The sequence below is a fragment of the Caballeronia terrestris genome, from assembly GCF_001544515.1.
In the GTDB taxonomy this organism is placed as follows: domain Bacteria; phylum Pseudomonadota; class Gammaproteobacteria; order Burkholderiales; family Burkholderiaceae; genus Caballeronia; species Caballeronia terrestris.
The window spans coordinates 23642-48840 of record NZ_FCOL02000036.1 but is presented as its reverse complement, the minus strand read 5'-3'; the positions used below and the strand labels follow the sequence as shown (position 1 = coordinate 48840).

The 25199-nt window shown below is 64.9% G+C and carries 23 protein-coding genes; 17 read left to right on the top strand and 6 right to left on the bottom strand.

Going from position 1 to position 25199, the window contains the following annotated elements:
- Window positions 1–95: 95 nt before the first annotated feature.
- On the top strand, window positions 96–3767 hold the full coding sequence (locus AWB67_RS24210; protein ID WP_087658766.1) for a DUF748 domain-containing protein: 3672 nt from the start codon (window positions 96–98) through the stop codon (window positions 3765–3767).
- A gap of 27 nt (window positions 3768–3794) precedes the next feature.
- On the opposite strand, the gene AWB67_RS24205 is transcribed toward AWB67_RS24210, so the two are convergent.
- From AWB67_RS24205 to AWB67_RS24195, 3 genes are all read right to left on the bottom strand, one after another.
- Window positions 3795–5384, bottom strand: coding sequence for a DHA2 family efflux MFS transporter permease subunit (locus AWB67_RS24205; RefSeq protein ID WP_087658754.1), 1590 nt, complete (start codon window positions 5382–5384; stop codon window positions 3795–3797).
- Window positions 5385–5477: 93 nt separating this feature from the next.
- Window positions 5478–6266 (bottom strand): ABC transporter substrate-binding protein, encoded by a 789-nt coding sequence (locus AWB67_RS24200; protein ID WP_200822297.1) that lies wholly within the window; start codon window positions 6264–6266, stop codon window positions 5478–5480.
- A 29-nt stretch (window positions 6267–6295) separates the two neighbouring features.
- On the bottom strand, window positions 6296–7450 hold the full coding sequence (locus tag AWB67_RS24195) for a methionine aminotransferase (protein ID WP_087658753.1): 1155 nt from the start codon (window positions 7448–7450) through the stop codon (window positions 6296–6298).
- A gap of 111 nt (window positions 7451–7561) precedes the next feature.
- On the opposite strand from AWB67_RS24195, the gene AWB67_RS24190 reads away from it, so the two are divergent.
- Entirely contained in the window at window positions 7562–8479 is a 918-nt protein-coding gene (locus AWB67_RS24190) for a LysR substrate-binding domain-containing protein (RefSeq protein WP_087658752.1), read from the top strand.
- Between the two features lie 13 nt (window positions 8480–8492).
- Here AWB67_RS24190 and AWB67_RS24185 read toward each other — a convergent pair whose 3' ends face one another.
- Window positions 8493–9653 (bottom strand): branched-chain amino acid ABC transporter substrate-binding protein, encoded by a 1161-nt coding sequence (locus AWB67_RS24185; protein WP_087658751.1) that lies wholly within the window; start codon window positions 9651–9653, stop codon window positions 8493–8495.
- Window positions 9654–9923: 270 nt separating this feature from the next.
- Between AWB67_RS24185 and AWB67_RS24180 the strand changes: the two genes are divergently transcribed.
- The 3 genes from AWB67_RS24180 (at window position 9924) to AWB67_RS24170 (ending at window position 12390) form a co-directional block, all read left to right on the top strand.
- Complete coding sequence (locus AWB67_RS24180; protein ID WP_087658750.1) at window positions 9924–10364, top strand: MarR family winged helix-turn-helix transcriptional regulator; 441 nt, start codon at window positions 9924–9926, stop codon at window positions 10362–10364.
- Between the two features lie 109 nt (window positions 10365–10473).
- Complete coding sequence (locus AWB67_RS24175; protein WP_087658749.1) at window positions 10474–11181, top strand: SDR family oxidoreductase; 708 nt, start codon at window positions 10474–10476, stop codon at window positions 11179–11181.
- A gap of 18 nt (window positions 11182–11199) precedes the next feature.
- Window positions 11200–12390: a thiolase family protein gene (locus AWB67_RS24170; RefSeq protein WP_087658748.1), complete on the top strand. Its 1191-nt coding sequence runs from the start codon at window positions 11200–11202 to the stop codon at window positions 12388–12390.
- Between the two features lie 28 nt (window positions 12391–12418).
- On the opposite strand, the gene AWB67_RS24165 is transcribed toward AWB67_RS24170, so the two are convergent.
- Window positions 12419–12832 (bottom strand): YciI family protein, encoded by a 414-nt coding sequence (locus AWB67_RS24165; RefSeq protein WP_087658747.1) that lies wholly within the window; start codon window positions 12830–12832, stop codon window positions 12419–12421.
- A 192-nt stretch (window positions 12833–13024) separates the two neighbouring features.
- Here AWB67_RS24165 and AWB67_RS24160 point away from each other — a divergent pair, with 192 nt between their 5' ends.
- The 6 genes from AWB67_RS24160 (at window position 13025) to AWB67_RS24135 (ending at window position 19794) form a co-directional block, all read left to right on the top strand.
- Entirely contained in the window at window positions 13025–14050 is a 1026-nt protein-coding gene (locus AWB67_RS24160; RefSeq protein WP_087658746.1) for a LacI family DNA-binding transcriptional regulator, read from the top strand.
- 1 nt (window position 14051) lies between these two features.
- Window positions 14052–15539, top strand: coding sequence for a sugar ABC transporter ATP-binding protein (locus AWB67_RS24155; RefSeq protein ID WP_087658745.1), 1488 nt, complete (start codon window positions 14052–14054; stop codon window positions 15537–15539).
- Window positions 15520–16536: an ABC transporter permease gene (locus AWB67_RS24150; RefSeq protein WP_087658744.1), complete on the top strand. Its 1017-nt coding sequence runs from the start codon at window positions 15520–15522 to the stop codon at window positions 16534–16536. The genes AWB67_RS24155 and AWB67_RS24150 overlap by 20 nt, the downstream gene beginning before the upstream one ends.
- Window positions 16537–16599: 63 nt before the next feature.
- Window positions 16600–17562, top strand: coding sequence for a substrate-binding domain-containing protein (locus AWB67_RS24145; protein WP_087658743.1), 963 nt, complete (start codon window positions 16600–16602; stop codon window positions 17560–17562).
- A gap of 34 nt (window positions 17563–17596) precedes the next feature.
- Entirely contained in the window at window positions 17597–18658 is a 1062-nt protein-coding gene (locus AWB67_RS24140; protein WP_087658742.1) for a sugar phosphate isomerase/epimerase family protein, read from the top strand.
- Window positions 18652–19794: a Gfo/Idh/MocA family protein gene (locus tag AWB67_RS24135; RefSeq protein ID WP_087658764.1), complete on the top strand. Its 1143-nt coding sequence runs from the start codon at window positions 18652–18654 to the stop codon at window positions 19792–19794. The genes AWB67_RS24140 and AWB67_RS24135 overlap by 7 nt, the downstream gene beginning before the upstream one ends.
- A 49-nt stretch (window positions 19795–19843) precedes the next feature.
- Here the strand turns inward: AWB67_RS24135 and gnd are convergent, their stop codons facing one another.
- Complete coding sequence (gene gnd / locus AWB67_RS24130; RefSeq protein WP_087658741.1) at window positions 19844–21250, bottom strand: NADP-dependent phosphogluconate dehydrogenase; 1407 nt, start codon at window positions 21248–21250, stop codon at window positions 19844–19846.
- A 269-nt stretch (window positions 21251–21519) separates the two neighbouring features.
- Here gnd and AWB67_RS24125 point away from each other — a divergent pair, with 269 nt between their 5' ends.
- The 6 genes from AWB67_RS24125 to AWB67_RS24100 all read left to right on the top strand — a co-directional run bounded on the left by AWB67_RS24125 (window position 21520) and on the right by AWB67_RS24100 (window position 25197).
- A complete protein-coding gene (locus AWB67_RS24125) occupies window positions 21520–21861 on the top strand; it encodes a hypothetical protein (protein WP_087658763.1) in 342 nt (113 codons plus the stop codon).
- 32 nt (window positions 21862–21893) lie between these two features.
- A complete protein-coding gene (gene panE, locus AWB67_RS24120; RefSeq protein ID WP_087658740.1) occupies window positions 21894–22835 on the top strand; it encodes a 2-dehydropantoate 2-reductase in 942 nt (313 codons plus the stop codon).
- 77 nt (window positions 22836–22912) lie between these two features.
- The gene (locus tag AWB67_RS24115; protein WP_087658739.1) at window positions 22913–23479 is read left to right on the top strand and encodes a chromate transporter; all 567 of its coding nucleotides are present in this window, start codon (window positions 22913–22915) and stop codon (window positions 23477–23479) included.
- The gene (locus AWB67_RS24110) at window positions 23476–24003 is read left to right on the top strand and encodes a chromate transporter (RefSeq protein ID WP_087658738.1); all 528 of its coding nucleotides are present in this window, start codon (window positions 23476–23478) and stop codon (window positions 24001–24003) included. The genes AWB67_RS24115 and AWB67_RS24110 overlap by 4 nt, the downstream gene beginning before the upstream one ends.
- A 62-nt stretch (window positions 24004–24065) precedes the next feature.
- Window positions 24066–24404 carry a thioredoxin family protein gene (locus tag AWB67_RS24105; protein ID WP_087658737.1) on the top strand — a complete coding sequence of 113 codons (339 nt, stop codon included), beginning with the start codon at window positions 24066–24068 and terminating at the stop codon, window positions 24402–24404.
- Window positions 24405–24492: 88 nt separating this feature from the next.
- Entirely contained in the window at window positions 24493–25197 is a 705-nt protein-coding gene (locus AWB67_RS24100; protein WP_087658736.1) for a FadR/GntR family transcriptional regulator, read from the top strand.
- Window positions 25198–25199 lie beyond the last annotated feature (2 nt).

Genomic DNA, 25199 nt, shown 5'->3' with positions numbered 1-25199 from the left:
AACGTTTGCGTGATACCTCGTCGTATACTTGGGAATCACAATAACGGATCAGCGTGGCGGCCGACGTTCATCCGGCTGCGCTGAACGAGAAACGCATGGCAAGCGTCACCAAGTCTTCGCTGGCATCGGCCGGACAAACCCTGCGCGGCGTGGCGAACGCGCGCCGCACGCGGCGGATCATCATCGGCCTGTTGGTCGCGCTGGCGGTCATCGGTCTCCTCGGATTCTTCGCCGCGCCGCCGCTCATCCGGCACGTCGCCGAGCAGCAACTCGGCGCGCAACTCGACCGCCCGGTCACGATCGGGCGTATCGCGCTCAATCCCTACACGCTTGCCTTGGAAGCCGATCGTGTGCATATCGGCGAGGCGGCAGCCAATCTGTCCAGCGCGCCGGACAAGGCCGCGAGCTTCATCGATATCGAGCGGCTGGTCGTGCAGCCGTCGTGGTCGTCGCTGTTTCGCGCGGCGCCGATCATCGACGAAGTCAAAATCGACTCGCCGCGTTTCCACCTCGTGCGCTATGACGCCGAGCGTTTCAATTTCTCCGATCTGATCGCGAAGTTCTCGAAGCCGTCGCCGACGCCTTCGAGCAGCCCGGCGCGGTTTTCCGTGTCGAATATCCGGCTGGAGAACGGCCGAATCGAATTCGACGACCGGCTGCTCAAGTCCCAACATGTGATCGACCGCTGGGCGATCGGCATTCCGTTCATCGCGACGCTGCCCTCGGCCACCGACATTTACGTGACGCCTTCGTTGCAGGCGCGCATCGACGGTTCGCCGCTTTCGATCACCGGGCGCACCAAGCCGTTCTCGCAGTCGCGCGACTCGGAAATCGCGGTCACGCTCGACGGGCTGGACGTGCCGCGGATCGCGTCGTATGCGCCGGCGTCGGTGCCGGTGATCGTGAAGGGCGGGCGGCTCTCGACCGACTTGAACGTGCGCTTTTCGATCGAAGCTGAAGCCCCCGCGATCCACATCAACGGCACCGCCGATCTCGCCGATCTCTCCGTCACCGACAAGCAGAACGCGCCGCTCGTGGCGTCGCGCGCGCTGCACGTGGCGATCCGTAACGCCGAGCCGCTGCGCAATGTCTATCAGCTCGACGACCTGCGGCTCTCGCAACCCGACGTGAAGCTCGCGCGCGACGCGTCGGGCGTGCTGAACGTCGCGAAACTGGCGCCTGCGCCATCCGCGCCGGCCGCGGAGTCAGCAGAAAAAGCGCCGCCGCTCGACTTGTCGATCAAGCATCTCGCCATCGACGGCGCCACGATCGCCTTCGACGACAGCCTGATGGCGAAGCGCACGCATTTCGCCTTGTCGAACCTCGGTGTGACCGTCGACGATTTTTCGACGCTCGCCAAAACGCCCGCGCGCTACACGCTCAAGACGGCGCTCGACAAGAGCGGCACGCTGAGCGCGTCGGGCGGCTTCACGCTCGTCGCGAAGACCGCCGACGTGAAGCTCGTGCTTGATGCGCTTGCGCTGCCGCCGTTGCAGCCGTACATCGCGAGTTCGGTGGCCGCGCGCGTCGCCGACGGCACGCTCGGTGCGAACCTGCCGCTGACGCTCGACTGGTCGAAGCCCGAGCCCGCGATCCAGGTCGGCGCGGGCGACGTGACGCTCAAGTCGCTCAAGCTCGTGCCGCAGGCGAACACGGCGCCGGTCGCGCTGGCGTCGGCGGTGGCGAAGATCCAGAAGATCGATGTCGGCGCGCGCACGGCCGCGCTCGAAAGCGTGCGGCTGAGCGGCCTTTCCCTCGACGCCACGCGCAAGAAGGACGGGACGATCGACCTCGCCGCACTCGCCGGGCCACACGAAGCCGCGCCCGAGCCGAGCGCCGCGCACAAGATCCAGAAGGCGCAGGCGGCGGGTCCGGCGTGGCGCTATCAGATCGGCGAGATCGCGCTTGCCGATTCGGCCGCCAATTTCACCGACGAAACGATGCCGACGCCCGTCACGCTGCGCGTCGCTTCGCTGAACGCGAACGTGCGCCAGTTCAGCGACGACCTGTCGAAGCCGCTCGCCGTCGACGGCAAGCTCACGCTGAACGGGAAGGGCGCGCTCGGCGTCGGCGGGACGGTGACGGTGAGCCCGCTGAAAGTGGCGCTGCACGTCGACGGCAGCCAGATCGATGCCGCCGCGTTCGAGCCGTATTTCGGCAGCAAGCTCAACGTCGCGATCGCGAGCGCGCTCCTGAACGCGAACGGCGATGTCGCGATGGCGGGCAGCGGGCCGGTGCTCAAGGCGTCGTACAAGGGCGACGTGTCGCTCACCGACGTGCGCATGATGGACAAGGCGAGCGCCGACCCGTTTGCCGGCTGGAAGCTGCTCGGCCTGACGAACGTCAAGGTGAATTACAGCGAGCGCGGCACGGACGTCGATGCCGCGCGCGTCGTGTTCGCGAATTTCTACGGGCGCGTGCTGCTCAACGCGCAGGGCAAGCTGAACCTGCGCGACGTGGTCGCGAGCCAGAGCGGGCCGGCGCAATCGGTCACGCGCGAGAACAGCGCGGCGGCTTCGGCGCCGCTCGCGGCGAGCGCGCCGCAGAACGTCACGGCGGCGACGGGGCCGAGCAGCCCGGTCAACCTGCACTTCGGCCAGCTCGTGCTGCAGGGCGGCCGAGTCACCTACAGCGACAACTTCATCAAGCCGAATTTCACGGCGAATCTGGTCGCGATTACGGGCACGATCGGCGCGTTCGGCACCCATTCGACGACGCCCGCACCTGTCGACGTCGCCGCGAAGCTCGCCGCAAACGGGCCGGTATCGATCAAGGGACAGGTGAATCCGCTGATCAAGAAGCCGTCGCTCGACCTGACGGCGAGCGCGCACGACGTCGAGCTGACGAATCTCACGCCGTATTCGTCGAAATATGCGGGCTATCCGATCACGAAGGGCAAGCTCAACGTCGATCTGCACTACATGCTCGCGAACGATCAGCTTACGGCAAACAATCACCTGTTCATCGACCAGCTTACGTTCGGCGATCACGTCGACAACCCGAGCGCGACGAAGCTGCCGGTGCGGCTCGCGGTGTCGCTGTTGAAGAACTCGCGCGGCCAGATCGACGTGAACATCCCGATTTCGGGATCGCTGTCGAATCCGGAGTTCTCGATTGGCGGGCTCGTCTGGCAGGCGATCGTCAATCTCGTACAGAAGGCCGTCACCGCGCCGTTCACGTTGCTCGCGCGTGCGTTCGGCGGGAATGGGGAGGAGCTGGGTTACGTCGAGTTCGATCCGGGTTCGTCCGATCTCAACGATGCCGCGCAGAAGAAGCTCGACACAATTGCCAAGGCGCTAACGGACAAGCCTTCGATCAAGCTGGATTTGTCGGCGCGCGTCGATCCGGCGGTTGATATTCCTGGTTTGCGCGCGGCTTACGTGGATCGGCAGGTGCGCATTGCCAAGCTGCGCGATGCGAGGAAGGGCGGCGAAAGCGTCGATCCTTCGGCGGTCAAGGTTTCCGCCGATGAGTACAGCGGGTATCTGGAGAAGGCTTACAAGGCGGCAGATTTCAAGAAGCCGCGCAATATGATCGGCCTGACGAAGACGCTGCCGGACGAGGAGATGAAGAAGGCGCTCGCCGAAAACGCCCCGGTCGACGATGCGGCGCTGCGCGCGTTGGCGCAGGCGCGGGCGGCGAGCGTGCAGGAGTTCTTCGACGGGAAAATCGATAGTGGCCGGATTTTCGTCGTCGCCGCGAAGATGGACGCGGAAGGGATCAAGGACAAGGGAGCAGGAACGCGGGTCGATTTCGGGCTCAAGTAGGCGTTCGACCCGCTAGCGCTGGCGCCATCAATGCGCGCCAGCCGATGCGCCTCCACCGCCGCCCTTGGACCGCTTGGTGATCCAGATAAGCGGAATGATCGCGAGAAAAATAACGGCGGAGATAAAAAAGATGTCGTTGAGCCCCATCATCGCGGCCTGGGTGCTCAGGGTGAAATTGAACAATCCGCGCGCCTGCGCATCGTTCACGTTGAGCACGCCCTGCGAAAGTCCGATCGACTGCACGAACGCCGGGTTATAGACATTCGCCAGCTCAGTCAGCCGCTCGTGATGGAGCGCAATCCGGTTGTCCCAGGCGTTCCCGAAGAGCGACGTCCCGACCGCCCCGCAAAACACGCGCGCAAAATTCGATAACCCGGCCGCCGCCGGAATCTTCGAAGGCGGCAGCCCCGACAGCACGATCGACGTCAGCGGCACGAAGAACAGCGCCATCGGAATGCCTTGCAGGAGCGTCGGCAGCACGAGATGCCACGTATCGATTTCGATCACGTATTTCGAGCGCATGTAGAACACGATCGCGAAGCCGACGAACGCCATCGTCGCGATGACGCGCGCGTCGCTGCGCGGCAGCACCTTGCCCATCACCGGCGCGAGAATCACCGCGAAGATGCCGAGCGGCGCGGTCACGAGCCCCGCATCGACGGATCGGTAGTTCAGATACTGCTGCATCCACTGCGGCAGCAACACGAGGTTGCCGAAGAACACGCCATACGCCACGGAAATCGCCACCGTCCCACCGAAGAAATTGCGCCCGGCGAAAAGCCGCAAATCGACGACCGGGTTCGCGTCCGTCAGCTCCCACACGACGAAAAACGCGAACGCAATCGCCGCGACGATCCCGAGCACGACGATCACCGGCGACGAAAACCAGTCGAGATCGCGTCCCTTATCGAGCATGATCTGCAGCGACGCCACCCACGCGACGAGCAACGCGAGCCCGACGGAGTCGATCGGCGCCTTGCGCGTCGGCGATTCGCGCTTGCGGTAGATGATCCACGTGACCGCCGCCGCGAACAGCCCGACCGGGATATTGATGTAGAAGATCCATGACCACGAATAGCTGTCGGTGATCCAGCCGCCGAGCGCCGGACCCGCGATCGGGCCGACGGTCGCGGTCATCGCCCACAGCGAGAGCGCCATCGACGACTTCTCCTTCGGATACGACCCGAGCAGGATCGCCTGCGACAGCGGAATCAGCGGCCCGGCGACGGCGCCCTGCAACACGCGCGCGACGAGCAACACCGGTAGATTCGGTGCGAGCCCGCACAGCCACGACGAAATCACGAACAGCAGGATCGCGCCGACGAACAGCTTGATCTGTCCGATGCGCTGCGTGAGCCAGCCGGTCAGCGGAATGGAGACGGCGTTCGCGGCCGCAAAGACGGTGATGACCCACGTGCCTTCGTTGACGGAAACGCCGAGATTGCCGGAGATCGTCGGAATCGCGACGTTCGCGATCGACGAATCCAGCACGTTCATGAATGTGGCGAGCGCGACGGCGAACGTCGCGAGGACGAGCTGGCCGCCCTTGAGCGGCGGCTGTGCAGCGGGTGCAGCCGATGCAGCGGGCGCGGCGGCGGTCGGTGGCGGCGTGCTCATGCGTCTGGTCCGATGAGATCAAGCCGCCAGTGTGCCAGCGCCGATAAAGTGCTGCACGGCCGGCGCCGCGTAGCGCTCAGGCTTACTTCGCGCTCACTTCGCCGAAATATCGATATCGCCGAGATATTTCTTCGCGTACTTGTCGATGGTGCCGTCGGCTTTGACCTTGTCGATCGCGGCGTTGAGCTTCGCTTTGAGCGCATCGTCGCCCTTGCGCACGCCGTACGCGATGCCGCTGCCGAGAATCTTGTCGTCGCGCACGGGCGCTCCCGCGAAGCTGTAGCCCTTGCCGTCCGGCTTCGACAGGAAGCCGGTCTGCCCGGCGGGCGAGAGCACGAGCGTGCCGTCGAGCCGCCCCGCGACGAGGTCGGCGTACGCCTGGTTCTGATCTTGGTACGCGACGACGTTCACGCCGCTATTCGCCCAGTGCGCCTTGGCGAAGGTTTCCTGAATCGATCCTTGCAGCACGCCGACGCTCTTGCCCTTCAGCGACTCCGGGGTCGGCTGCAGGCCGCTGCCGGTCTTGGCGATCAGTTGCGTCGGCACGCGATACACGACGGTCGTGAAATCGATCGCCTGGCGGCGCGCGTCGGTGGCGTTCATCGCGGAGTTGATCGCGTCGAACTTGCGGCCCTGCAGCGCGGGAATCAGGCCGTCGAACGAGGTCTCGACCCATTTGCACGTCATCTTCGCCGCGACGCAGACGGCATTGCCGACGTCGATATCGAGCCCTTGCAACTCGCCCGTCGACGACTTCGATTCGAACGGCGGGTATTGCGCTTCCAGGCCGAAGCGCAGGGTGTCGGCGGCGAAAACCGCGCTGCTGCCGAACGAGCAGGCGAGCACGAGGGCGGCTGCCAGCTTGTGGTTTAGTTTAATCATTTTTGGTCTCTTCTCTTTAAGCGTAAGCATTAAATCGAGCAAAGCCGGCGCGCGCCTTCGAGCAGCGTGTCGTCGTCCTTCGCGAAGGAGAGGCGGATCACGCGATTGTCCGTGCCGTCCGTATAAAACGCCGACAGCGGGATCGTCGCGACCCGCGCCTCGCGGATCAGGCGCAGCACGAAGTCGCTGTCGCTCTCTTCGGAAAACGCGCCGAAGCGTGCCAGCATGAAGAAACTGCCCGCGCTAGGCAAGAGTTCAAAACGCGATCCAGCCAGCGCTTTCGCGAGCAGGTCGCGTTTTCGCTGATAGAACGGGCCGAGGCCGAGATAGCTCGATTCGTCGCCGAGGGCTTCGGCGAACGCGATCTGCATCGGCGTATCGGCGGAGAAGGTCATGAACTGGTGGACCTTGCGGATTTCGGCGGTCAGCTCGGCGGGCGCGAGGCAGAAGCCGACGCGCCATCCCGTCACGTGATACGACTTGCCGAACGACGACACGATCACGCTGCGTTCGGCCAGTTGCGGATGACGCGCCATGCTGTGATGCAACGCGCCATCGAAGACGACGTGTTCATACACCTCGTCCGACAACACGATGATCTGTGTGTCGCGCGTGAGCGCGGTGAGGCGCTCGATGTCGTGCGCGGTGAACGCGCTGCCGCTCGGGTTATGCGGCGTGTTGACGAGGATCATGCGCGTCTTCGGCGTGATCTTCGCGGCGACTTCGTCCCAGTCGATCTGGAACGTCTCGGACGACAGCTTGATCGCGACCGGCGTCGCGCCTTGCAGTTGCACGATCGGCGCGTAGCTGTCGAACGACGGCTCGAAGTAGATCACTTCGTCGCCGGGATGCACGAGCGCGCTGATCGACGCGTACAGCCCCTCGCTCGCGCTCGCCACCACCGTCACTTCCGTGCCCGGGTCGTACTTCGCGCCGTACAGCTTTTCGGTCTTGATAGCGAGCGCCTCGCGCAGGGCGACCACGCCCGACATCGGCGAGTACTGGTTATGACCTGCCCGCATGGCTCGCGACGCGGCCTCGACGAGTTTCGGATCGCACGCGAAATTCGGCGCGCCTTGGGACAGGTTCAGCGCGTGATGTTCTTCGGCGAGCTGGCCGATCACGGTAAAAATAGTGGTGCCGACGTTCGGCAGCTTCGATTGGGGAATCCATGCACTTTTCACGACGGCGGCTCCAGAAGCGGTTTCGATGATTCAACCGCGGCAATAATGCGCGGACAATCGAAAGTTTGTCATACTAGCCATGCTTGCCGATCATGACTAGGGACACTTTCCATGAAACCGCTTCCGTCTCTCGACGTGCTGAAAACCTTTCTCGTCGTGGCGCAGAAGCTCAACTTCACGCGTGCCGCCGACGTCCTCAATCTCACGCAGGGCGCGGTCAGCCGTCAGATTTCCGGGCTGGAGTCGCATCTCGGCTACGCGCTTTTCGTGCGTCAGGCGCGCGGCCTTGCGCTAACGCCGAATGGCGCGATGCTGCTCGCGCCTTTGCAGCAGGCATTCGCGCAGATCACCGAGGCGCTGGAAAAGAGCGGCGCGCAGTCCGGCACACTGCGCGTGAAATGTCCGACCTGCGCGATGCGCTGGATTTTGCCGCGTGTCATCCGGCTGCAGAACGAGCGGCCCGAGCTGGTGGTGGAGGTGACGGCGGCGGTATCGCATGGGGTCGAGTTCAACGCCGAGCAGTTCGACGCTGCGATCGTCTTTGGCCAGCCGACCGTCAAGGGCGTGACGATCCACCATCTTTTCGACGAAGTTTTGACGCCGGTTTGCGCGCCCGGGCTCTGGAAGGGGAAAAAGGGCCGCGCCGCGACACCCGACGATCTCGCCGACAAAACGCTGCTGCATCCCACACGCGACCGCCGCGACTGGCTGCGCTGGCTCGAGGCGTACGGCTACCGCGGCTTGCCGTCGACGAAAGCGCAGCACTTCGACACGCTCGATCTCGCGATTTCGTCGGCGATGCAGGGACTTGGCGTCACGATCGGCGATCTTTCGCTGATCGAAGAAGACGTGCGCGCGAAACGCGTGATCACGCCGTTCTCGCTATGCGTGCCGAGCGGCGCCGCGTATTACCTGATTTATCCGGAGCGGCCGGCGCCTTCAGCCGCGTTGCAGCAGTTTGCGCAGTGGCTCGAAAACGAGGCTGCGCAAACCCGGGCGAATCTCTCCGGCTACCTGCAAGCGGCTTGAAGAAGCGCCGCGCTTACATCCCCTGCTTCGTCACGACCGGAACCCACGCGCCGTTCTTCACCTGATACAGCGTCGACGACGCGTTTTTCAGCGCACCCTTGTCGTCGAAGGCGATCGGGCCGGTGATGCCGTCGAACGACACCTTCTTCAATTCCGCGCGATAGACCTTCGGATCGCTCGAATTCGCTTTTTGCATCGCGTGGATCGCGGCCCACGCAGCGTCATACCCGAACGGGGCGTAGGAAAGAATCGCGACGCCGAAGCGCTTCTTGAACTTCTCGTCGAACGCCTTGCCGTGCGGCAGTTTCTCCAGCGGGCTGCCGTATTCCCACGCCTGCGCGCCTTCGGCCGGGTCGCCCGCGAGCTTCAGGAAATCCGCGTCCATCACGCCGCCGCCGCCCACGAACTGCGCGTTCATGCCGAGTTGTTTCATCCGTTTGACGACCGCCGCCGCCTGCCGGTCGAGCCCGCCGAAGAAGATCAGATCGGCGTTCTCGGCCTTGATGCGCGTGAGTTGCGCGGAGAAATCGACCGTCTGGTTGTCGCTGAACTCGCGCGCGACGATCGTGCCGCCCTTCGACTTCACCGCCTTCTCGAATTCGTCGGCCTCGCCCTGGCCGAAGGCCGTTCGGTCGTCGATGATCGCGATGCGCTTCGCTTTGGTCGTCGTCACCGCGTAGAGGCCGGCGTTGCCCGCGTTCTGCGCGTCGCTCGAAATCACGGTGAACACGTTGGCGAAGCCTTGCGTGGTGATCGTCGGGTTGGTCGCGGCAGGGTCGATCATCGGGATGCCGGCGTTCTCGTACACGCGCGATGCCGGCAGCGTCGTGCCGGAGTTGAAGTGCCCGACGACAACGGAGACGCTGTCGTCCACCAGCTTCTGCGCCGCCTGCACGCCGACGCGCGGGTCGGCCTGATCGTCTTGCGCGGCGATCTCGAAGCGCGCGGTCTTGCCGCCGATCTTGATGTTCTTCGCGTTGGCTTCGTCGAGCGCGAGCTGCACGCCGTTTTGCAGGTCCTTGCCGTAGCCCGCGTTCGCGCCGGTGAGCGGCGCGGCAAAGCCGACCTTCACGGCGAGATCTTCCGCCGATGCCGCGAGCGGCATCACGGCGAGCGTGCCGGCGGCACAGGCCAGCATCCAGGCAAGCGGTTTCAAGCTCGTACGAACACGCATGTTTTCCTCTCCTTGTAGTTGGCTGACGACTGGAACACGAGCGGCATAAGCGGCGCAAGCAGGGATTGCCCCGAGCGCGGCGGGCGTCGCCAGCGAATCCTGATCCCGTTGGAACACCCGCAATTTAGGAAGCCAATATCCGCGCGTCTTGGTTTTTCGTCGCACGGCGGGTGCGGATTTCGGCACAGGCTTCGCGGCTCTTTTTTCAGTCTTCGATGTGCGTCAACATCCGCCTTGACAAAGTGCATATGCACAACTATCCTCGATCGCATGACTTCCGCATCAACCACACCCTCTACCTACCTCGACTGCAACTGCTTCGCCATCCGGCAGGCGGCGCGCTATGTATCGCAATTGTATGAACGCCACCTGTCCGAGGCTGGGTTGACGGCGGCGCAGTTCACGCTCGTGGCGGCAATCGCGCGCAGGCCCGGCGTGCAAATGGCCGATCTCGCCGACGCAATGGTCATGGACCGCACCACGCTCGTGCGTGCATTGAAGCCATTGCAGCGGGACGGCATCGTCGAGGCAGCGCCGGAATCCTCGGGATCGCGGGCGGTCGGCTTGCGGCTTTCCGCAACGGGCAAGGAAACGCTCGCGCAGGCGGTGCTCCGCTGGCAGGCCGCGCAAGTCGAATTCGAAGAGAAATTCGGGCAGGACCGCGCGCGGGAATTGCGCAAATCCCTGTTCGCATTGACATCGACGGGTTGAGACGGAATCGCATTGGACGGACCCTTCAGGCGATGGGTCCTTTTTTTTCGATCGTGAAAGTGTATATGCACTTACATGATCGAACAAACCAGGAAATTGGAGAAACACCATGCAGATCAAGGGCAAAGTCGTACTCGTCACGGGCGCCAATCGCGGCCTCGGCAAGCAGTTCGCGAAGTCGCTCGTCGAAGCGGGAGCGGCGAAAGTCTATGCGGCCGCGCGCGATCCGGGCAGCGTGAAGATCGAAGGCGTCGAAGCGATTCCGCTCGACGTCACCAATCCCGACGACATCGCTGCCGCCGCCAAGCGCTACACCGACGTGCAAGTGCTGATCAACAACGCTGGAGCCACGACACGCGGCCTGCTGACCGACCCGGCATCGACGCAAGGCGTGCGCGATCTCTTCGAAGTCAACGTGATCGGGCCTTTGGCTCTCACGCAGGCCTTCGCTCCGATCCTGAAGCGCAACGGGGGCGGCGCGGTGGTGAACGTGCTGTCGGTGCTGAGCTGGGTCGCGCTGCCTTCGGGCGGGGCTTACAGCGTGTCGAAGTCGGCGGCATGGGCCTTGACCAACGTCCAGCGCGAGGAGTTGCGCGAGCAGGGCACGCTGGTGGTCGCCGTGCATCCCGGCTACATCGATACCGACATGACCGCTGGCGTGACCGCCCCGAAGACGACGCCCGAGCACGTCGTGGGCGAGGTGCTGGCTGCGATCCAGCGCGATCGGGAGGAAGTGCTCGTCGACGATACCGGGCGCGCGGTGAAGGAATCGCTTTCTACGGCAAAACCGCTGTATCTCACTGGCATCCCGCGTTGATCTTCGAGGAACCGTACTATGAATTCGCATGAAATCGTGTTGTGTCATCCGGTCCGGACGGCGATCGGCGCGTTCAACGGATCGTTGAAGGACGTCCGCGCCACCGACCTCGGCGCGGCGGCAGTGCGCGAGACGCTGCGGCGCGCGGGCGGCATCGATTCGTCGGGGATCGATTCGGTCGTGCTCGGCAACGTGATTCAGGCGGGAAACCGCATGAATCCGGCGCGGCAGGCGGCGGTCGGCGGCGGCGTGCCGGTGTCGGTGCCGGCGCTGACGGTGAACCGCGTCTGCGGCTCGGGCGCGCAGGCAATCGCGACCATCGCGACCGAGATCGCGGCGGGCATCGCGCAGATCGGGATCGCGGGCGGCATGGAGAACATGGACCGCGCGCCGTACCTGCTCGACGGCGGCCGCCACGGCTACCGGATGGGCAACGCGCAGATCCACGACAGCATGTTGCGCGACGGTCTCGCCGATGCCTTCTCCGGCGAGCATTCCGGCTGGCACACGGAAGACCTCGTTACGCAGATCGACATCACGCGCGAGGCGCAGGACCGCTGGGCCGATCGCTCGCAGCAACGCTTCGCGGCGGCGCAGGAAAAGGGATTGTTCGACGCCGAGATCGTCGGAATCGACGTGAAGGCGGGCAAGCAGACCGTCGCCTTCGCCCGCGACGAACAGCCGCGTCCCGAGACGACCCTCGCGACGCTCGGCAAACTGCGCCCCGCGTTCCGGCCCGACGGCACGATTACGGCGGGCAACGCGCCGGGGCTGAACAGCGGCGCGTCGGCGATGCTGGTCGCCGACCGGCGCGCGGCCGAGGCGCGCGGCATCGAGCCTTTCGTGCGGCTCGTCGCGTTCGGGATCGCGGCGGTCGAGCCGGGGATGTTCGGTCTAGGCCCTGTGCCGGCCGTGCAGCAGGCGTTGCAGCGCGCGGGCTGGACGCTCGCGGACGTGGAGCGCTTCGAGATCAACGAGGCGTTCGCGGCGGTGCCGATCGCCGTTGCGCGCACGCTCGGCTTGCCGGACGACATCGTGAACGTGGACGGCGGCGCGATCGCGCATGGTCATCCGATTGGCGCGACGGGCGCGGTGCTGACGACGCGTCTCGCCCACGCGATGCGCCGTGACGGTGTGCACCGCGCGATGGTGACGCTGTGCATCGGCGGCGGGCAGGGGATTGCGCTGGCGCTGGAAGTGCTGAACTAAGCGACGAAGCGTGCAGCGAGGCAGAAGCTTACTTTTTGCCCCGCTGCATATCTTCGAACCCGGCGGCGGCCTTCTGCACGTCCTCCGGGAAGTCCGACATCTCGTGCACCTGCCTCACCTCGATCACTTCATTGTCCGACCCCGGACAACGCTTCGCCCACTCGATCGCCTCTTCGCGCGACTTCACCTGAATCATCCAGTACCCGCCGACCACTTCCTTCGCTTCGGCGAACGGACCGTCGGTGACGCGCGGCTTGCCGCCTTCGAACGACACGCGCGCACCCGACGACGGCGGATGCAGGCCGTCGAGCGCGAGCAGCACGCCGGCCTTCTGCAATTCCTCGTTGTACTTCATCATGGCGGCGACGGCTTCCGCAGTCGGGATGGCGTCGGGCGCGGCGGTTTCGTAGCCGTGCGGGATCATCAGCATCATGAATCTCATTGAAAGCTCCTTTGGTTAGTCTATGACGGGCGAAATATCGCGCTCTCGACAATACGACGACGCGCGCCCGATGAAATCGACATGAGCCGTCAAATTGCTTCTCCGCGTTTGTCCCTATGCGATTGCTGTTGCGAACGCAGCGCAGCAAATCCAATAATGTAATCCATTACATTTTGCAGGCGACACGTCGCGATGATCGTCTCCGAGACAGCCCGTGCGAGCGAAGAAGTGTCGATTGCCGATGTCGCCGAGCGGGCGGGCGTATCGGTTGCGACGGTTTCGCGCGTGCTCAACGGCCACACCAACGTGCGCCAGCCGACGCGCGAAAAGGTGCTCGCCGCCGTGGCCGAGAGCGGCTACCGGATCAACGAACTCGCGCGCAACCTGCGCACGGCCGAAAGCCGCCTGCTTCTCACGATGGTGCCCGACTTCGGCAATCCGTTCTACGCAGCGATCGTGCGGGGCATCGACAGCGTCGCGCGCCAGAACGGTTATTTCATGCTGCTCTGCGACACCGGCGCCGACCCCTTGCGCGAGCGCAGCTACTTCGACCTCTTGCGCGGCCGCCGTGCCGATGGCGCAATCTGCCTCGACCCCGCCGCCGTGCAGAAGGCGCTGGCCGAAGAGGCGTCGGCGCTGCCCTGGGTCGCGTGCTGCGAGTTCGATCCGGCGGCGGGCGTGCCGTTCGTCGGCATCGATAACCATGCGGCCGCTGGCGACGTCGTGCGCTACCTGACCGGGCGAGGGCATCGCAAGATCGCGCTGATCAATTCGGGCCACGGTTATCTCTACGGGCGGCAGCGCCTGGAAGGCTATCGCGATGCGCTGCGCGACGCGGGCATCGATCCGCATCCGGCGTGGCAGATCGAACTCGACAGCCTCGATTACGCGGCGGGCGAGGACGCGGCGCGGCAGCTCGCGGCGCTTCACGACGACCGGCCGACGGCGGTCTTCGCGGTCTCCGATACGCTCGCGATCGGCGTGATCAACGGCCTGCGCGGCGTGGGCCTGCGCGTGCCGGACGACGTGGCGGTCGTCGGTTTCGACGATATCGCGGTGGCTGCCCACATCGATCCGCCGCTCACGACCGTCGCGCAGCCGATGCAGGAACTCGGCGAAACGGCCGCGCATTTGCTGCTAAAACGCCTGCGCGAACCGAAGGTGCACGTTCCGGGCGTGCTGTTGCCGCATCGGCTGATCCTGCGTAGGAGCGCGTGACATGAGCCTTTCCGTCAGCTTCGACGCGATCGAAAAGCAGTTCGGCCCCGTGCGCGTGCTGCACGGCGTGAGCTTCGATCTCGCGCCCGGACGTATATACGGATTGCTCGGCGAGAACGGCGCGGGCAAGTCGACGCTGATGAAGATCCTCGCCGGCTACGAGCGTGCGACGGCGGGCACGCTCTCGGTGGGCGGCGTGCCGGTCGCGTTCGACAGTTCGCGGGACGCGGAAGCCGCCGGCATCGTGCTGATTCATCAGGAGCTGAATCTCGCGGACCACCTGAGCATCGTGCAGAACATGTTCCTCGGTCATGAAAAGCGGCGCGGCTTCCTGCTCGACGAACCCGCGATGCGCGAAGCGGCGCGCGTGCGTCTGAACGATGTCGGCTTGCACAAGAATCCGGACACGAAAGTGCGCGACCTGATCGTCGCGGAGAAACAGTTGGTCGAGATTGCGAAGGCGATGCTGCGCGAGGCGCGCCTGCTCATCATGGACGAACCGACCGCGACGCTCACGCCCGCTGAAACGCAGCGTCTGTTCGCGCTGATGGCGCGGCTGAAGGAGGACGGCGTGACGATCGTCTACATCTCGCACAAGCTCGACGAGGTGGAGCGCGTGACCGACGAGGTCATCGTGATGCGCGACGGCCGCTTCGTCACGCGCGCGCCGACCGCCGAGGTCACGCGGCACCAGATGGCGAACCTGATGGTCGGGCGCGAAGTGTCGGACATGTTCCCGGCCAAGCCGCCGCTCGCCGCCGATGCGCCCGTCGCGTTGAAGGTCGATGGCGTCAGCGTGCCAGGCTGGGCGCGCAACGTGAGCTTCGCAGTGCGCGCGGGCGAGGTGTTCGGCTTCGCGGGCCTGGTCGGCGCGGGGCGCACGGAGCTCTTCGAAGGGCTGATCGGCGTGCGCGCGCGCACGGCGGGCAGCATCGCGCTCGATGGCAGGACGGTGAATCCGCGCAATCCACGCGACGCGATGAAGCGCGGCCTCACATATCTCAGCGAGGACCGCAAGGGGCGCGGGCTGCACGTCGACATGCTGCTGAAGGATAACCTCACGCTGATGACGCTCGAACGCTACGCGCATCCGTTCCTCGATGGCGGCGCCGAGCGCGAAGCGCTGCGCCAGGCCGTCAGCGATTTCGGCATCCGCACGGGCAACCTCGCGAGCCGCGCGCGCATGCTATCGGGCGGGAACCAGCAGAAGCTCGCGCTTGCCAAGTTCCTGCATCCCGATCCGCGCGTGATCGTGCTCGACGAACCGACGCGCGGCGTCGACGTCGGCGCGAAACGCGACATCTATTTCCTGATTCATAGGCTCGCCGCCGAAGGGCGCGCGGTGATCGTGATTTCCTCCGAACTGATCGAGCTGATCGGCTTGTGTCATCGCGTCGCGGTGATGCGCGCGGGCGAACTGGTCGCGACGCTCGGCATCGAACAACTGACCGAAGAGAGGTTGATCGCGCATGCGACCGGCACACACTGAAGGCGCGGAACGAAGCGGCGGTATCGGACGCTTCGCGCGGCGGCTGCACGGCATCGGACCGTTGCTCGGGCTCGTCGCGCTGTGCGTCGGCGGCACGCTGCTCAACAGCGACTTCGCCACGCTCGACAACGCGATGAACGTGCTCACACGAACGTCGTTCATCGGCATCATCGCAGTCGGCATGACGTTCGTGATCATCTCGGGCGGCATCGATTTGTCGGTCGGATCGATGGCCGCGCTCATCGCCGGCAGCATGATCTGGTTGATGAACGGACTGAAGGACGGCGTCGGCGGACATACGTTCGCGCCGTTGACGATCGTGGTGCTCGGCATCGTTTTAGCCCTTGTTTTAGGGGGTCTTTTCGGTCTCGCGCACGGCTTGCTCGTGACGAAGGGACGCATCGAGCCGTTCATCGTGACGCTGGGCACGCTCGGCATGTTCCGCGCGCTTCTGACATGGCTTGCGGATGGCGGCGCGCTCACGCTCGACAACTCCCTCGCCGATCTCTACGGCCCGGTGTACTACGCGAGCCTCTTCGGCGTGCCGGTGCCGATCTGGGTGTTCCTGATCGTCGCGGCGGGCGGCACGCTCGTGTTGAACCGCACGGTGTTCGGCCGGCACGTCCAGGCGATCGGCTCGAACGAGCAGGTGGCGCGATACGCGGCGATTCGCGTCGATGCCGTGAAGATCGCGACCTACGTGCTGCTCGGGTTGTGCGTGGGCGTCGCGACGGTGCTGTATGTTCCGCGTCTCGGCTCGGCCACACCGACGACGGGCCTCCTTTGGGAACTGGAGGCAATCGCGGCGGTAGTCGTCGGCGGGACGGCGTTGAAGGGCGGCGAAGGGCGCGTGATCGGCACGGTGATCGGCGCGATCCTGCTTTCTGTCATCGGCAACATCCTGAACCTGACGAGCATCATCAGCGTGTATCTGAATGCGGCGGTGCAAGGCGCCGTGATTATTTTTGTGGCGTTCCTGCAGCGTAGTCGGCGTTGAGAATCTTCGAAGTGAATTTATAACCGGGCGCGCACCGCGTGCTGAAAAACTGGAGACATCACCATGAAAAGACTGCTTCGCGCAATCGGCGCCGTGACCCTCGCGGCGGGCGCATTCGCCGCAACATCGACCGCACAGGCCGCCGACAAGGTCGTGCTCGGCGTCGCGATTCCCACGGCGACGCACGGCTTTACGGGCGGCATCGTCTGGTGGGCGAACGAGGCGAAGAAGGAGCTCGAAAAAGCGCATCCGGACCTCAAGATCATCGTGAAGACGGCGGGCGGCGCGCCTGAACAGGCGAACCAGTTGCAGGATCTCGTGACGGTCAACAAGATCAACGCGCTCGTGATCTTCCCGTTCGAATCGGCGTCGCTGACGCAGCCGGTCGCGCAGGTGAAGAAGAAGGGCGTCTACGTGACCGTGGTCGATCGCGGCCTGACCGACACCAGCGCGCAGGACGCATACGTCGCGGGCGACAACACCGCGTTCGGCAAGCTGCCCGCCGAGTATCTCGCGAAGACGCTCGGCGGCAAGGGCGACATCGTCGCGTTGCGCGGCATTCCGACGACGCTCGACAACGAACGCTGGACCGCGTTCGAATCTGTGATCAAACAGCATCCTGACATGAAGATTCTTGACGCGAAGTACGCAAACTGGAATCGCGACGATGCGTTCAAGGTCATGCAGGATTACCTCACGCGCTTCAAGCACATCGACGCCGTCTGGGCCGCCGACGACGACATGATGGTCGGCGTGCTGAAGGCGATCGACCAGGCGAAGCGCACCGACATCAAGGAAGTATTCGGCGGCGCGGGATCGAAGGAAGCGGTGAAGCGCATCATCGACGGAGATCCGCGCGTGAAGGCCGATGTGTCGTACTCGCCGAAGTTCATCTACGACGCGATCAAGATGACGGCCGAAGCGCGCCTGAAAGGCGAGAAGCTGCCGCCGACGACGATCATCCCGTCCGTCCTCATCACGAAGGACAACGCGAAGCAGTTCTACTATCCGAACTCGCCGTTCTGAGTTCGCTTGGGGACGTGTTCATGGAGCGAATGACATGAAAACGATCAAAGGCCCGGCGATATTCCTCGCGCAGTTTCTCGGCGACGAGTTGCCGTTCGACAACCTCGCGCACCTCGCCGCATGGGCGAAAGGCTTGGGCTATGAAGGCATTCAGGTGCCCGCCGATCCGCGCCTGATCGACCTCGAAAAGGCCGCGACGAGCGATGCGTATTGCGATGAGCTGCGGCAGACCGTGAGCGATGCGGGCGTGTGCATCACCGAGTTGTCGACGCACTTGCAAGGGCAACTGGTTGCGGTGCATCCCGCGTACGACACGCTCTTCGACGGATTCGCCGCGCCACACGTGCGCGGCAATCCGGCAGCGCGCACCGAGTGGGCGATCGCGCAGATGAAGTACGCGGCGGCGGCGTCGCGGAGGCTTGGATTGTCGGCGCACGTGTCGTTTTCCGGGGCGCTCGCGTGGCCGTATTTTTATCCGTGGCCGCAGCGTCCGGCGGGACTTGTGGAGGAGGCGTTCGCGGAACTCGCGGCGCGCTGGCGACCGATTCTCGATGCATTCGATGAAGCCGGCGTCGATGTCTGCTACGAGCTGCATCCGGGCGAAGACCTGCACGACGGCGTGACGTTCGAGCGTTTCCTGGAAGCAGTCGGCAATCATCCACGCGCGAACATCCTGTTCGATCCGAGTCATTATGTGCTGCAGCAGCTCGACTATCTTGCGTTCATCGATATCTATCACGAACGCATCAAGGCGTTTCATGTGAAGGACGCGGAGTTTCGTCCGAGCGGTCGGCAGGGCGTCTATGGCGGCTATTCCGGATGGGTCGAGCGCGCGGGACGCTTTCGCTCGCTCGGCGATGGCCAGATCGACTTCAACGCGATTTTCTCGAAGATGGCGCAATACGATTTTCCCGGCTGGGCCGTGCTCGAATGGGAATGCGCGCTGAAACATCCCGAGGACGGCGCGCGCGAAGGCGCGGTGTTCATCCGCGATCACATCATCCGCGTGGCCGAGCGCGCGTTCGACGACTTTGCGGGCAGCGGCGCGAATCGCGAGCAGTTGCGCGGCGTGCTCGGCATCGGAGAGAAATCATGAGGCGGCGTCTGCGGCTGGGGATGGTCGGGGGCGGCGAGGGCGCGTTCATCGGCGCGGTGCATCGGATCGCGGCGCGTATCGATGATCGTTTCGAGTTCGTGGCGGGCGCGTTGTCGTCCGATCCTGAGCGCGCGATGGCGAGCGCGGCGAGCATCGGCCTGGCGCGCAGTTATGCGGACTTCCGAGAGATGGCTTCAATGGAAGCGGCGCGCGAGGACGGCATCGATGCCGTGGCCATCGTCACGCCGAATCATCTGCATGCACGCGTTGCGACGGCGTTTCTCGAGGCTGGCATCCACGTGATCTGCGACAAACCGCTCGCGGTGTCGCTCGATGAGGGGGAGGCGCTGGCGCGGCTCGCGCGGGAGAAGGGGCTGGTGTTCGCGGTCACGTACACGTACACGGGGTATCCGCTCGTGCGTCACGCGCGGGCGCTGGTTCAGCAGGGCGCGCTGGGCGATGTGCGGCTAGTGAACGTCGAATATGCGCAGGATTGGCTGTCGCAGCCGATCGAGCGCGAGTCGAACCGGCAGGCCGCCTGGCGCACCGATCCGGCGCTGGCGGGCCCGGCGGGTTGTCTCGGCGATATCGGCACGCATGCGTATCAGCTCGCGGAGTTCGTGACGGGGATGCGGCCGTCGGAAGTATCGGCGGAAGTGTCGACGTTCGTGGAAAACCGGCCGATCGACGATCACGTCCAGGCGATGCTGCGCTATGCGAACGGTGCGCGCGGCTTGCTCTGGGCGAGCCAGGTCGCGGCGGGCGAGGAAAACGCGCTGCGCCTGCGCGTGTACGGAACGAAGGCGGGGTTGAGCTTCGATCAGCAGAATCCGAACGAACTATGGGTGACGCCGCTTGGGGGAGCTGCCGAGCGAATCACGCGCGGGCGGGTGCAGGGCACGGAGGCGCTGCACGCGACGCGGGTTCCGGCGGGGCATCCTGAGGGGTATCTGGAAGCGTTCGCGCAGCTTTATGCGGATGCGGCAGCGCAGATTGACGCTGCGATCAATGCGGATGAGGCTCCGGCGGAGAGTGCGTTGCTGACGAATGTGGAGGATGGCGTCGCGGGGTTGCGGTTCATCGACGCGGTGTTGAGGAGTAGCCGGGGGAACGGGGAGTGGGTGGCCATCGAATAAAAAAGGGGCGGCCCTCACAGGACCGCCCCCTTCTCACCGGATCATTTCCTCACGCCCAATCCGCGTGAAAACTCCCTTTCTTGTCCACCCGCTCGAACGTATGCGCGCCGAAGAAATCTCGTTGCGCCTGCACCAGATTCGCCGGCAGCCGCTCCGACCGATAGCTGTCGAAATAAGCCACCGCCGACGAAAACGCCGGCACCGGCACGCCCGCCTTCACCGCCGCGACGACGACGTCCCGCAGCGCGTCCTGATACTTCGCTGCGATGTCGCTGAAATAAGGATCGAGCAGCAGGTTCGCGAGCGCTTCATCCTTCGCATACGCATCGGTGATCTTCTGCAAAAAGCGCGCGCGGATGATGCACCCCGCCCGGAAGATCTTCGCAATCTCGCCGTAATGCAGGTCCCACTTATACTCGTCCGATGCCGCGCGCAACTGAGCAAACCCCTGCGCATACGACACGATCTTGCTCAGATAAAGCGCGCGTCGCACGGACTCGATGAACGCCGCGCGATCGCCGTCGAACTTCGGCGACGGCCCGCTCAACTGCTTGCTCGCCTTCACGCGCTGATCCTTCAGCGACGACAGCACGCGTGCAAACACTGCTTCCGTAATGAGCGGCAGCGGCGCGCCGAGATCGAGCGCGTTCTGGCTCGTCCACTTGCCTGTGCCCTTCTGCGCGGCGCGATCGAGGATCACATCGACGAGGTGTTGACCCGTCTCCTCGTCCTTCTTCGTGAAAATCTTCGTCGTGATCTCGATCAGGTAGCTGTCGAGCTCGCCCTTGTTCCACTCGGAATACACCTCGTGAAGCTCTTCATTCGATAGCCCCGCCACGCGCTTCAGCACGTCGTAGCTTTCGGCGATCAACTGCATGTCGCCGTATTCGATGCCGTTGTGCACCATCTTGACGAAGTGCCCCGCGCCGTCGGGCCCCATGTACGCGACGCACGGCTCGCCGTCCGGCGCCTTCGCTGCGATCTCGGTGAGGATCGGCGCGACGAGGTCGTACGCTTCGCGCTGTCCGCCCGGCATGATCGACGGGCCCTTCAGCGCGCCTTCCTCGCCGCCCGACACGCCCGTGCCGATGAAGTGCAGCCCCGACTTCGCGAGGTCCTGATTGCGGCGGATCGTATCGGTGAAATGCGTATTGCCGCCGTCGATCAGGATGTCGCCCTTTTGCAGGAGCGGACGCAGCGCGTCGATGGTGGCGTCGGTGCCAACGCCTGCCTTGACCATCAGGAGAATGCGGCGCGGCGTTTCCAGCGACTCGACGAATTCCTCCAGCGTGAAGGCCGGCACGAGCTTCTTGTCCGGATGCTCTGCGATCAGTTCGTCGGTTTTTTCGCGGCTGCGGTTGTAGACCGACACGGCGTGTCCGCGGCTTTCGATATTCAGCGCCAGGTTGCGGCCCATGACGGCGAGGCCCACCACGCCGATTGCTTGCTTGCTCATGCTTTCTCTCCGGATGACCGTCGCGCCGGCGGCGCCTGACGGGCGGCGCGACGAATGAATCGTGTCGATTGGCGCAGCGCCCGGCGGCGTGCGGCTTCGGGCGAGAGGCTTGCCTGCGAAGCGCAGCGCCGCGCGCGGGCGCAGACGGACCCGAGATTACCACTTCGACACACATCTGGCAGGCACGGCCTCCGCCGTTCGAGCGCACGCGCCGCCGCCGATCTAGAATGAACGCCCGCAACCCGTGCCGGCCGAAGCCGGATCAGCGCATGGCGCTTCGTCGCAAGCCGCGTCATCATCATTACTGTGTGTACGTGGTCGAGCTGTCCGATGCCGTCTGGAACGAAGCGCGTTTCCGGCGCGCGAATCCGGACTACGTGTTAGGCATGCCGTTCGTCTACGTCGGCATGACGGGCGTCGATCCGGACGTGCGCTTCGACAAGCACAAGGCCGGCATCCAGTCGAACCGCTACGTGCGCGATTTCGGGCTGCGGCTCTTGCCGCGTCTCTACGACGTCTACAACCCGATGCCCTACGACGGCGCGCGCGAGATGGAAGTCGAACTGGCGATCGGGCTGCGGGAAGCGGGCTACGGCGTCTGGCAGGCTTGAATACACGAATATTGGCAAAACAGGAGCAGGACATGCGGATTCTGGTGGTGGGCGCGGGGGCGATCGGCGGGTATTTCGGCGGGCGGCTGCTCGACGCAGGCAGGGACGTGACCTTCCTCGTGCGCGAGCGGCGCGCCGAGCGGCTCGCGCAGTGCGGATTGAAACTGAGAAGCGCGCTCGGCGACCTGGTGCTCGAATGCCCTCCGACGATTCTGTCGAAGGACATCGCCGAGCCGTTCGACATCATTCTTCTTAGCTGCAAGGCGTATGACCTCGAAGGCGCGATCGAATCGGTGAAAAACGCGGTCGGGCCGGACACGGTGGTCGTGCCGCTCCTGAACGGCATGCGCCATCTGGACGTGCTCGACGCGCATTTCGGCGCGGACAAGGTGCTCGGCGGTCAGTGCGTGATCGCCGCGACGCTCGACGCGGAGGGCGAGATCGTCCACCTGAACAAGCTGCACTCGATGACGATCGGCGAGCGTTCGGGCGAACGCACGCCGCGCATCGAAGCGATCGCCGCGCAGTTCGACGGCGCCGGTTTCGAGTTCCAGTTGAGCGGCGACATCCTGCAATCGATGTGGGAAAAGTGGGTGTTCCTCGCGACGCTCGCCTCGGGCACGTGCCTGATGCGCGCGCCGATCGGCGACATTCTAGCGGCGCCGGGCGGCGAGGCGTTGCTGCTCGGCCTCTTCGACGAATGCAGCGCGGTCGCGGCGGATCACGGGCACGCGCCGGGCGAACGGAGCGCGGCGGGCGCCCGCACGACTTTCACGGAAAAGGGGTCGCTCCTGACGGCATCGATGTTGCGCGACCTCGAAAACAACGCGGCGATCGAAGCGGATCACATCGTCGGCGATCTTTTGGCGCGGCGTAAGACTTCGCGCGAAGGGGCGTCGGTGCTGGCGGCTGCTTACACGCATCTGAAGGCTTACGAGGCGCGGCGCGCTCGCACGGGGCAGAAGGCGGACTAGCAACCCCGACGCCATTTGGAAAGCGCAAGGATTCCGCGTTACGCTGGCGGCTTTTCCGACCCAGCACCGCCCAAGCCATGCAGCCTGACGCCGCCCTTCCGCGCCCGCACGCGCCCGTTCCCACCGTCGCCGGGATTTTCACCGGCTTCCTGATGCTCGGCCTCACGGCCTTCGGCGGCGCGCTGCCGCTCGCGCGCCGGGAGATCGTCGAGCGCCGCAAGTGGCTCGATGCCGACGAGTTCACCGAACTCCTCGGCCTCTGCCAGTTCCTGCCGGGCGGCAACGTGATCAATTTGTCGGTTGCGATCGGCATGCGCTTTCGCGGCGTGCCCGGCGCGCTCGCGGGGCTGCTCGGGCTGATCGTCGGGCCGTCGCTGATCGTGATCGCGCTCGGCGTGCTGTATCAGCGCACGCACCAGGACCCGCGCGTCGCGCATCTGTTCGCGGGGCTTGCGGCGGCGGCGGCTGGGCTGCTCGTCGCGATGGCGGTGAAGATCGCGTGGCCGCTGCGCAAGAAGCCGGAGATGGCGCTGATCGCCGTGCTCGCGTTCGTCGCGATCGCGCTGCTGCGCTTCCCGCTGCTGCCGACGATGCTCGTTCTCACGCCGATTTCCGTGCTGCTCGCGTGGAAGGTGCGCCGATGAATCACGTCCTCGTTTCGCTCGCCGCGATCTTCAGCCAGCTTTCGCTGCTCGCGTTCGGCGGCGGCAACACGATCCTGCCGGAGATGCAGCGGCAAGTCGTCGAAGTGCATCAGTGGATGTCGAAGGCGGATTTTTCCGCGCTCTTCGCGCTCGCTCAGGCGGCGCCCGGGCCGAACATGATGGTCGTCACGCTCATCGGCTGGCACGTGGCGGGATGGCCGGGGGTTATCGTGACATCGATTGCGAAGTTCGGGCCATCGTCGCTCGTGACGATCGCCGCGATGCACGCGTGGGAGCGCTTCAAGGATCATCCGTGGCGGCGCTTCATCCAGTCGGGACTCGTGCCGATGACGGCCGGCCTCGTCGCGGCGAGCGCAGCGCTGATCGCGGAGGCATCGGACAGGACGTGGCTGCTCGGGGCGATCACGGCGGGCGTCGCAGTGCTGTCGTACCGGACGAAGCTGCATCCGCTGTGGCTGCTGGCGGCGGGAAGTCTAATCGGACTGACGGGGTTCGGGCAGTAGGGCCAAGGCGGGCAGGTTTCCTGCTGGCGCATGCCTCAAGGACCAGAACGAAGGAATAAATCATGGCAATGACCACCTCTTACGCGACCTCCCAGCCGCCGCGCGCGGACATCGACGACCTTGCGGGCGCGACCGTCGTCGAATTCGGCACCGACTGGTGCGGCTTTTGCCGCGCCGCGCAGCCGCTGATCGCGCAGGCGTTCCAGGGGCATTCCGGTGTTCGTCATCTCAAAATCGAGGACGGCAGCGGCCGGCCGCTCGGACGATCGTTTCGCGTGAAGCTCTGGCCGACGCTCGTCTTCATGCTCGACGGCAGGGAAGTCGCGCGGCTCGTGCGGCCGGGCGATGCTTCCGACATCCGTGACGCGCTCGCCTTGATCGACGAGCCGCTGGCGCGCTGAGTCTACCTTTAAGGGTTATCTCCAATACGTTGTCCACGACCAAAATTTGTATGATGACCCGATCACCTAACAAACGACGACACGGTTCATGTTCGAGAAAATCCCGGCGCGGGCGTTGAGCGACACCGTCGCGCAGCAACTTCAGAAGCAGATCGAAAAAGGCAGCTTCGCGAAAAGCGGCAAGCTGCCGACCGAAGCCGTGCTCGCACAGGAATTCGGCGTGAGCCGCACCGTGATCCGCGAAGCGATCTCGCGCCTGAAGAACGAAGGCATGGTCGAGCCGCGTCAGGGCAGCGGCGTGTTCGTCGTCGAGCGCGCGGGCATCCGGCCGCTGCGCATCGATTACGCGCAGGCCGTCGAGCCGGGCTCGGTCGTGCACATCCTCGCGTTGCGGCGCGCGATCGAGGCGGAAGTGGCATCGGAAGCCGCGATGCGCCGCACCGACGCGCACATGGCCGACATCGACGCCGCGCTCGCGAGAATCGAAGCCGCCGTCGCTGATGGCGAGGACGGCGTCGCCGAAGACGTGGCGTTCCATCGCGCGATCGCGAATGCGACGGGCAATCCGTACTTCCTGAAAACGCTCACCTTCCTGAATCAGTACCTCGAAGCCGGCACGATCGTCACGCGCAGGAACGAGGCGCTGCGCGAGGACTTTTCGCGACAGGTCCGCGAGGAACACGCGGCGATCGCCGCCGCGATCCGCGCGGGCGATCCGATGGCCGCGCGCAATGCCGCCCAAACGCATCTCTACAATGCCGCCCGCCGCCTCGCGGAAGCCGGCATCCGCTAACG

Bases quoted from the DNA above. Each gene is read 5' to 3' on its own strand.
- AWB67_RS24210 (WP_087658766.1), top strand. From the start codon at position 96: ATGGCAAGCGTCACCAAGTCTTCGCTGGCATCGGCCGGACAAACCCTG.
- AWB67_RS24145 (WP_087658743.1), top strand. From the start codon at position 16,600: ATGAAAAGACTGCTTCGCGCAATCGGCGCCGTGACCCTCGCGGCGGGC.
- AWB67_RS24140 (WP_087658742.1), top strand. From the start codon at position 17,597: ATGAAAACGATCAAAGGCCCGGCGATATTCCTCGCGCAGTTTCTCGGC.
- AWB67_RS24100 (WP_087658736.1), top strand. From the start codon at position 24,493: ATGTTCGAGAAAATCCCGGCGCGGGCGTTGAGCGACACCGTCGCGCAG.
- panE (WP_087658740.1), top strand. From the start codon at position 21,894: ATGCGGATTCTGGTGGTGGGCGCGGGGGCGATCGGCGGGTATTTCGGC.
- AWB67_RS24125 (WP_087658763.1), top strand. From the start codon at position 21,520: ATGGCGCTTCGTCGCAAGCCGCGTCATCATCATTACTGTGTGTACGTG.
- gnd (WP_087658741.1), bottom strand. From the start codon at position 21,250: ATGAGCAAGCAAGCAATCGGCGTGGTGGGCCTCGCCGTCATGGGCCGC.
- AWB67_RS24190 (WP_087658752.1), top strand. From the start codon at position 7,562: ATGAAACCGCTTCCGTCTCTCGACGTGCTGAAAACCTTTCTCGTCGTG.
- AWB67_RS24200 (WP_200822297.1), bottom strand. From the start codon at position 6,266: ATGATTAAACTAAACCACAAGCTGGCAGCCGCCCTCGTGCTCGCCTGC.
- AWB67_RS24175 (WP_087658749.1), top strand. From the start codon at position 10,474: ATGCAGATCAAGGGCAAAGTCGTACTCGTCACGGGCGCCAATCGCGGC.
- AWB67_RS24160 (WP_087658746.1), top strand. From the start codon at position 13,025: ATGATCGTCTCCGAGACAGCCCGTGCGAGCGAAGAAGTGTCGATTGCC.
- AWB67_RS24180 (WP_087658750.1), top strand. From the start codon at position 9,924: ATGACTTCCGCATCAACCACACCCTCTACCTACCTCGACTGCAACTGC.
- AWB67_RS24205 (WP_087658754.1), bottom strand. From the start codon at position 5,384: ATGAGCACGCCGCCACCGACCGCCGCCGCGCCCGCTGCATCGGCTGCA.
- AWB67_RS24110 (WP_087658738.1), top strand. From the start codon at position 23,476: ATGAATCACGTCCTCGTTTCGCTCGCCGCGATCTTCAGCCAGCTTTCG.
- AWB67_RS24165 (WP_087658747.1), bottom strand. From the start codon at position 12,832: ATGAGATTCATGATGCTGATGATCCCGCACGGCTACGAAACCGCCGCG.
- AWB67_RS24115 (WP_087658739.1), top strand. From the start codon at position 22,913: ATGCAGCCTGACGCCGCCCTTCCGCGCCCGCACGCGCCCGTTCCCACC.
- AWB67_RS24155 (WP_087658745.1), top strand. From the start codon at position 14,052: ATGAGCCTTTCCGTCAGCTTCGACGCGATCGAAAAGCAGTTCGGCCCC.
- AWB67_RS24185 (WP_087658751.1), bottom strand. From the start codon at position 9,653: ATGCGTGTTCGTACGAGCTTGAAACCGCTTGCCTGGATGCTGGCCTGT.
- AWB67_RS24105 (WP_087658737.1), top strand. From the start codon at position 24,066: ATGGCAATGACCACCTCTTACGCGACCTCCCAGCCGCCGCGCGCGGAC.
- AWB67_RS24150 (WP_087658744.1), top strand. From the start codon at position 15,520: ATGCGACCGGCACACACTGAAGGCGCGGAACGAAGCGGCGGTATCGGA.
- AWB67_RS24170 (WP_087658748.1), top strand. From the start codon at position 11,200: ATGAATTCGCATGAAATCGTGTTGTGTCATCCGGTCCGGACGGCGATC.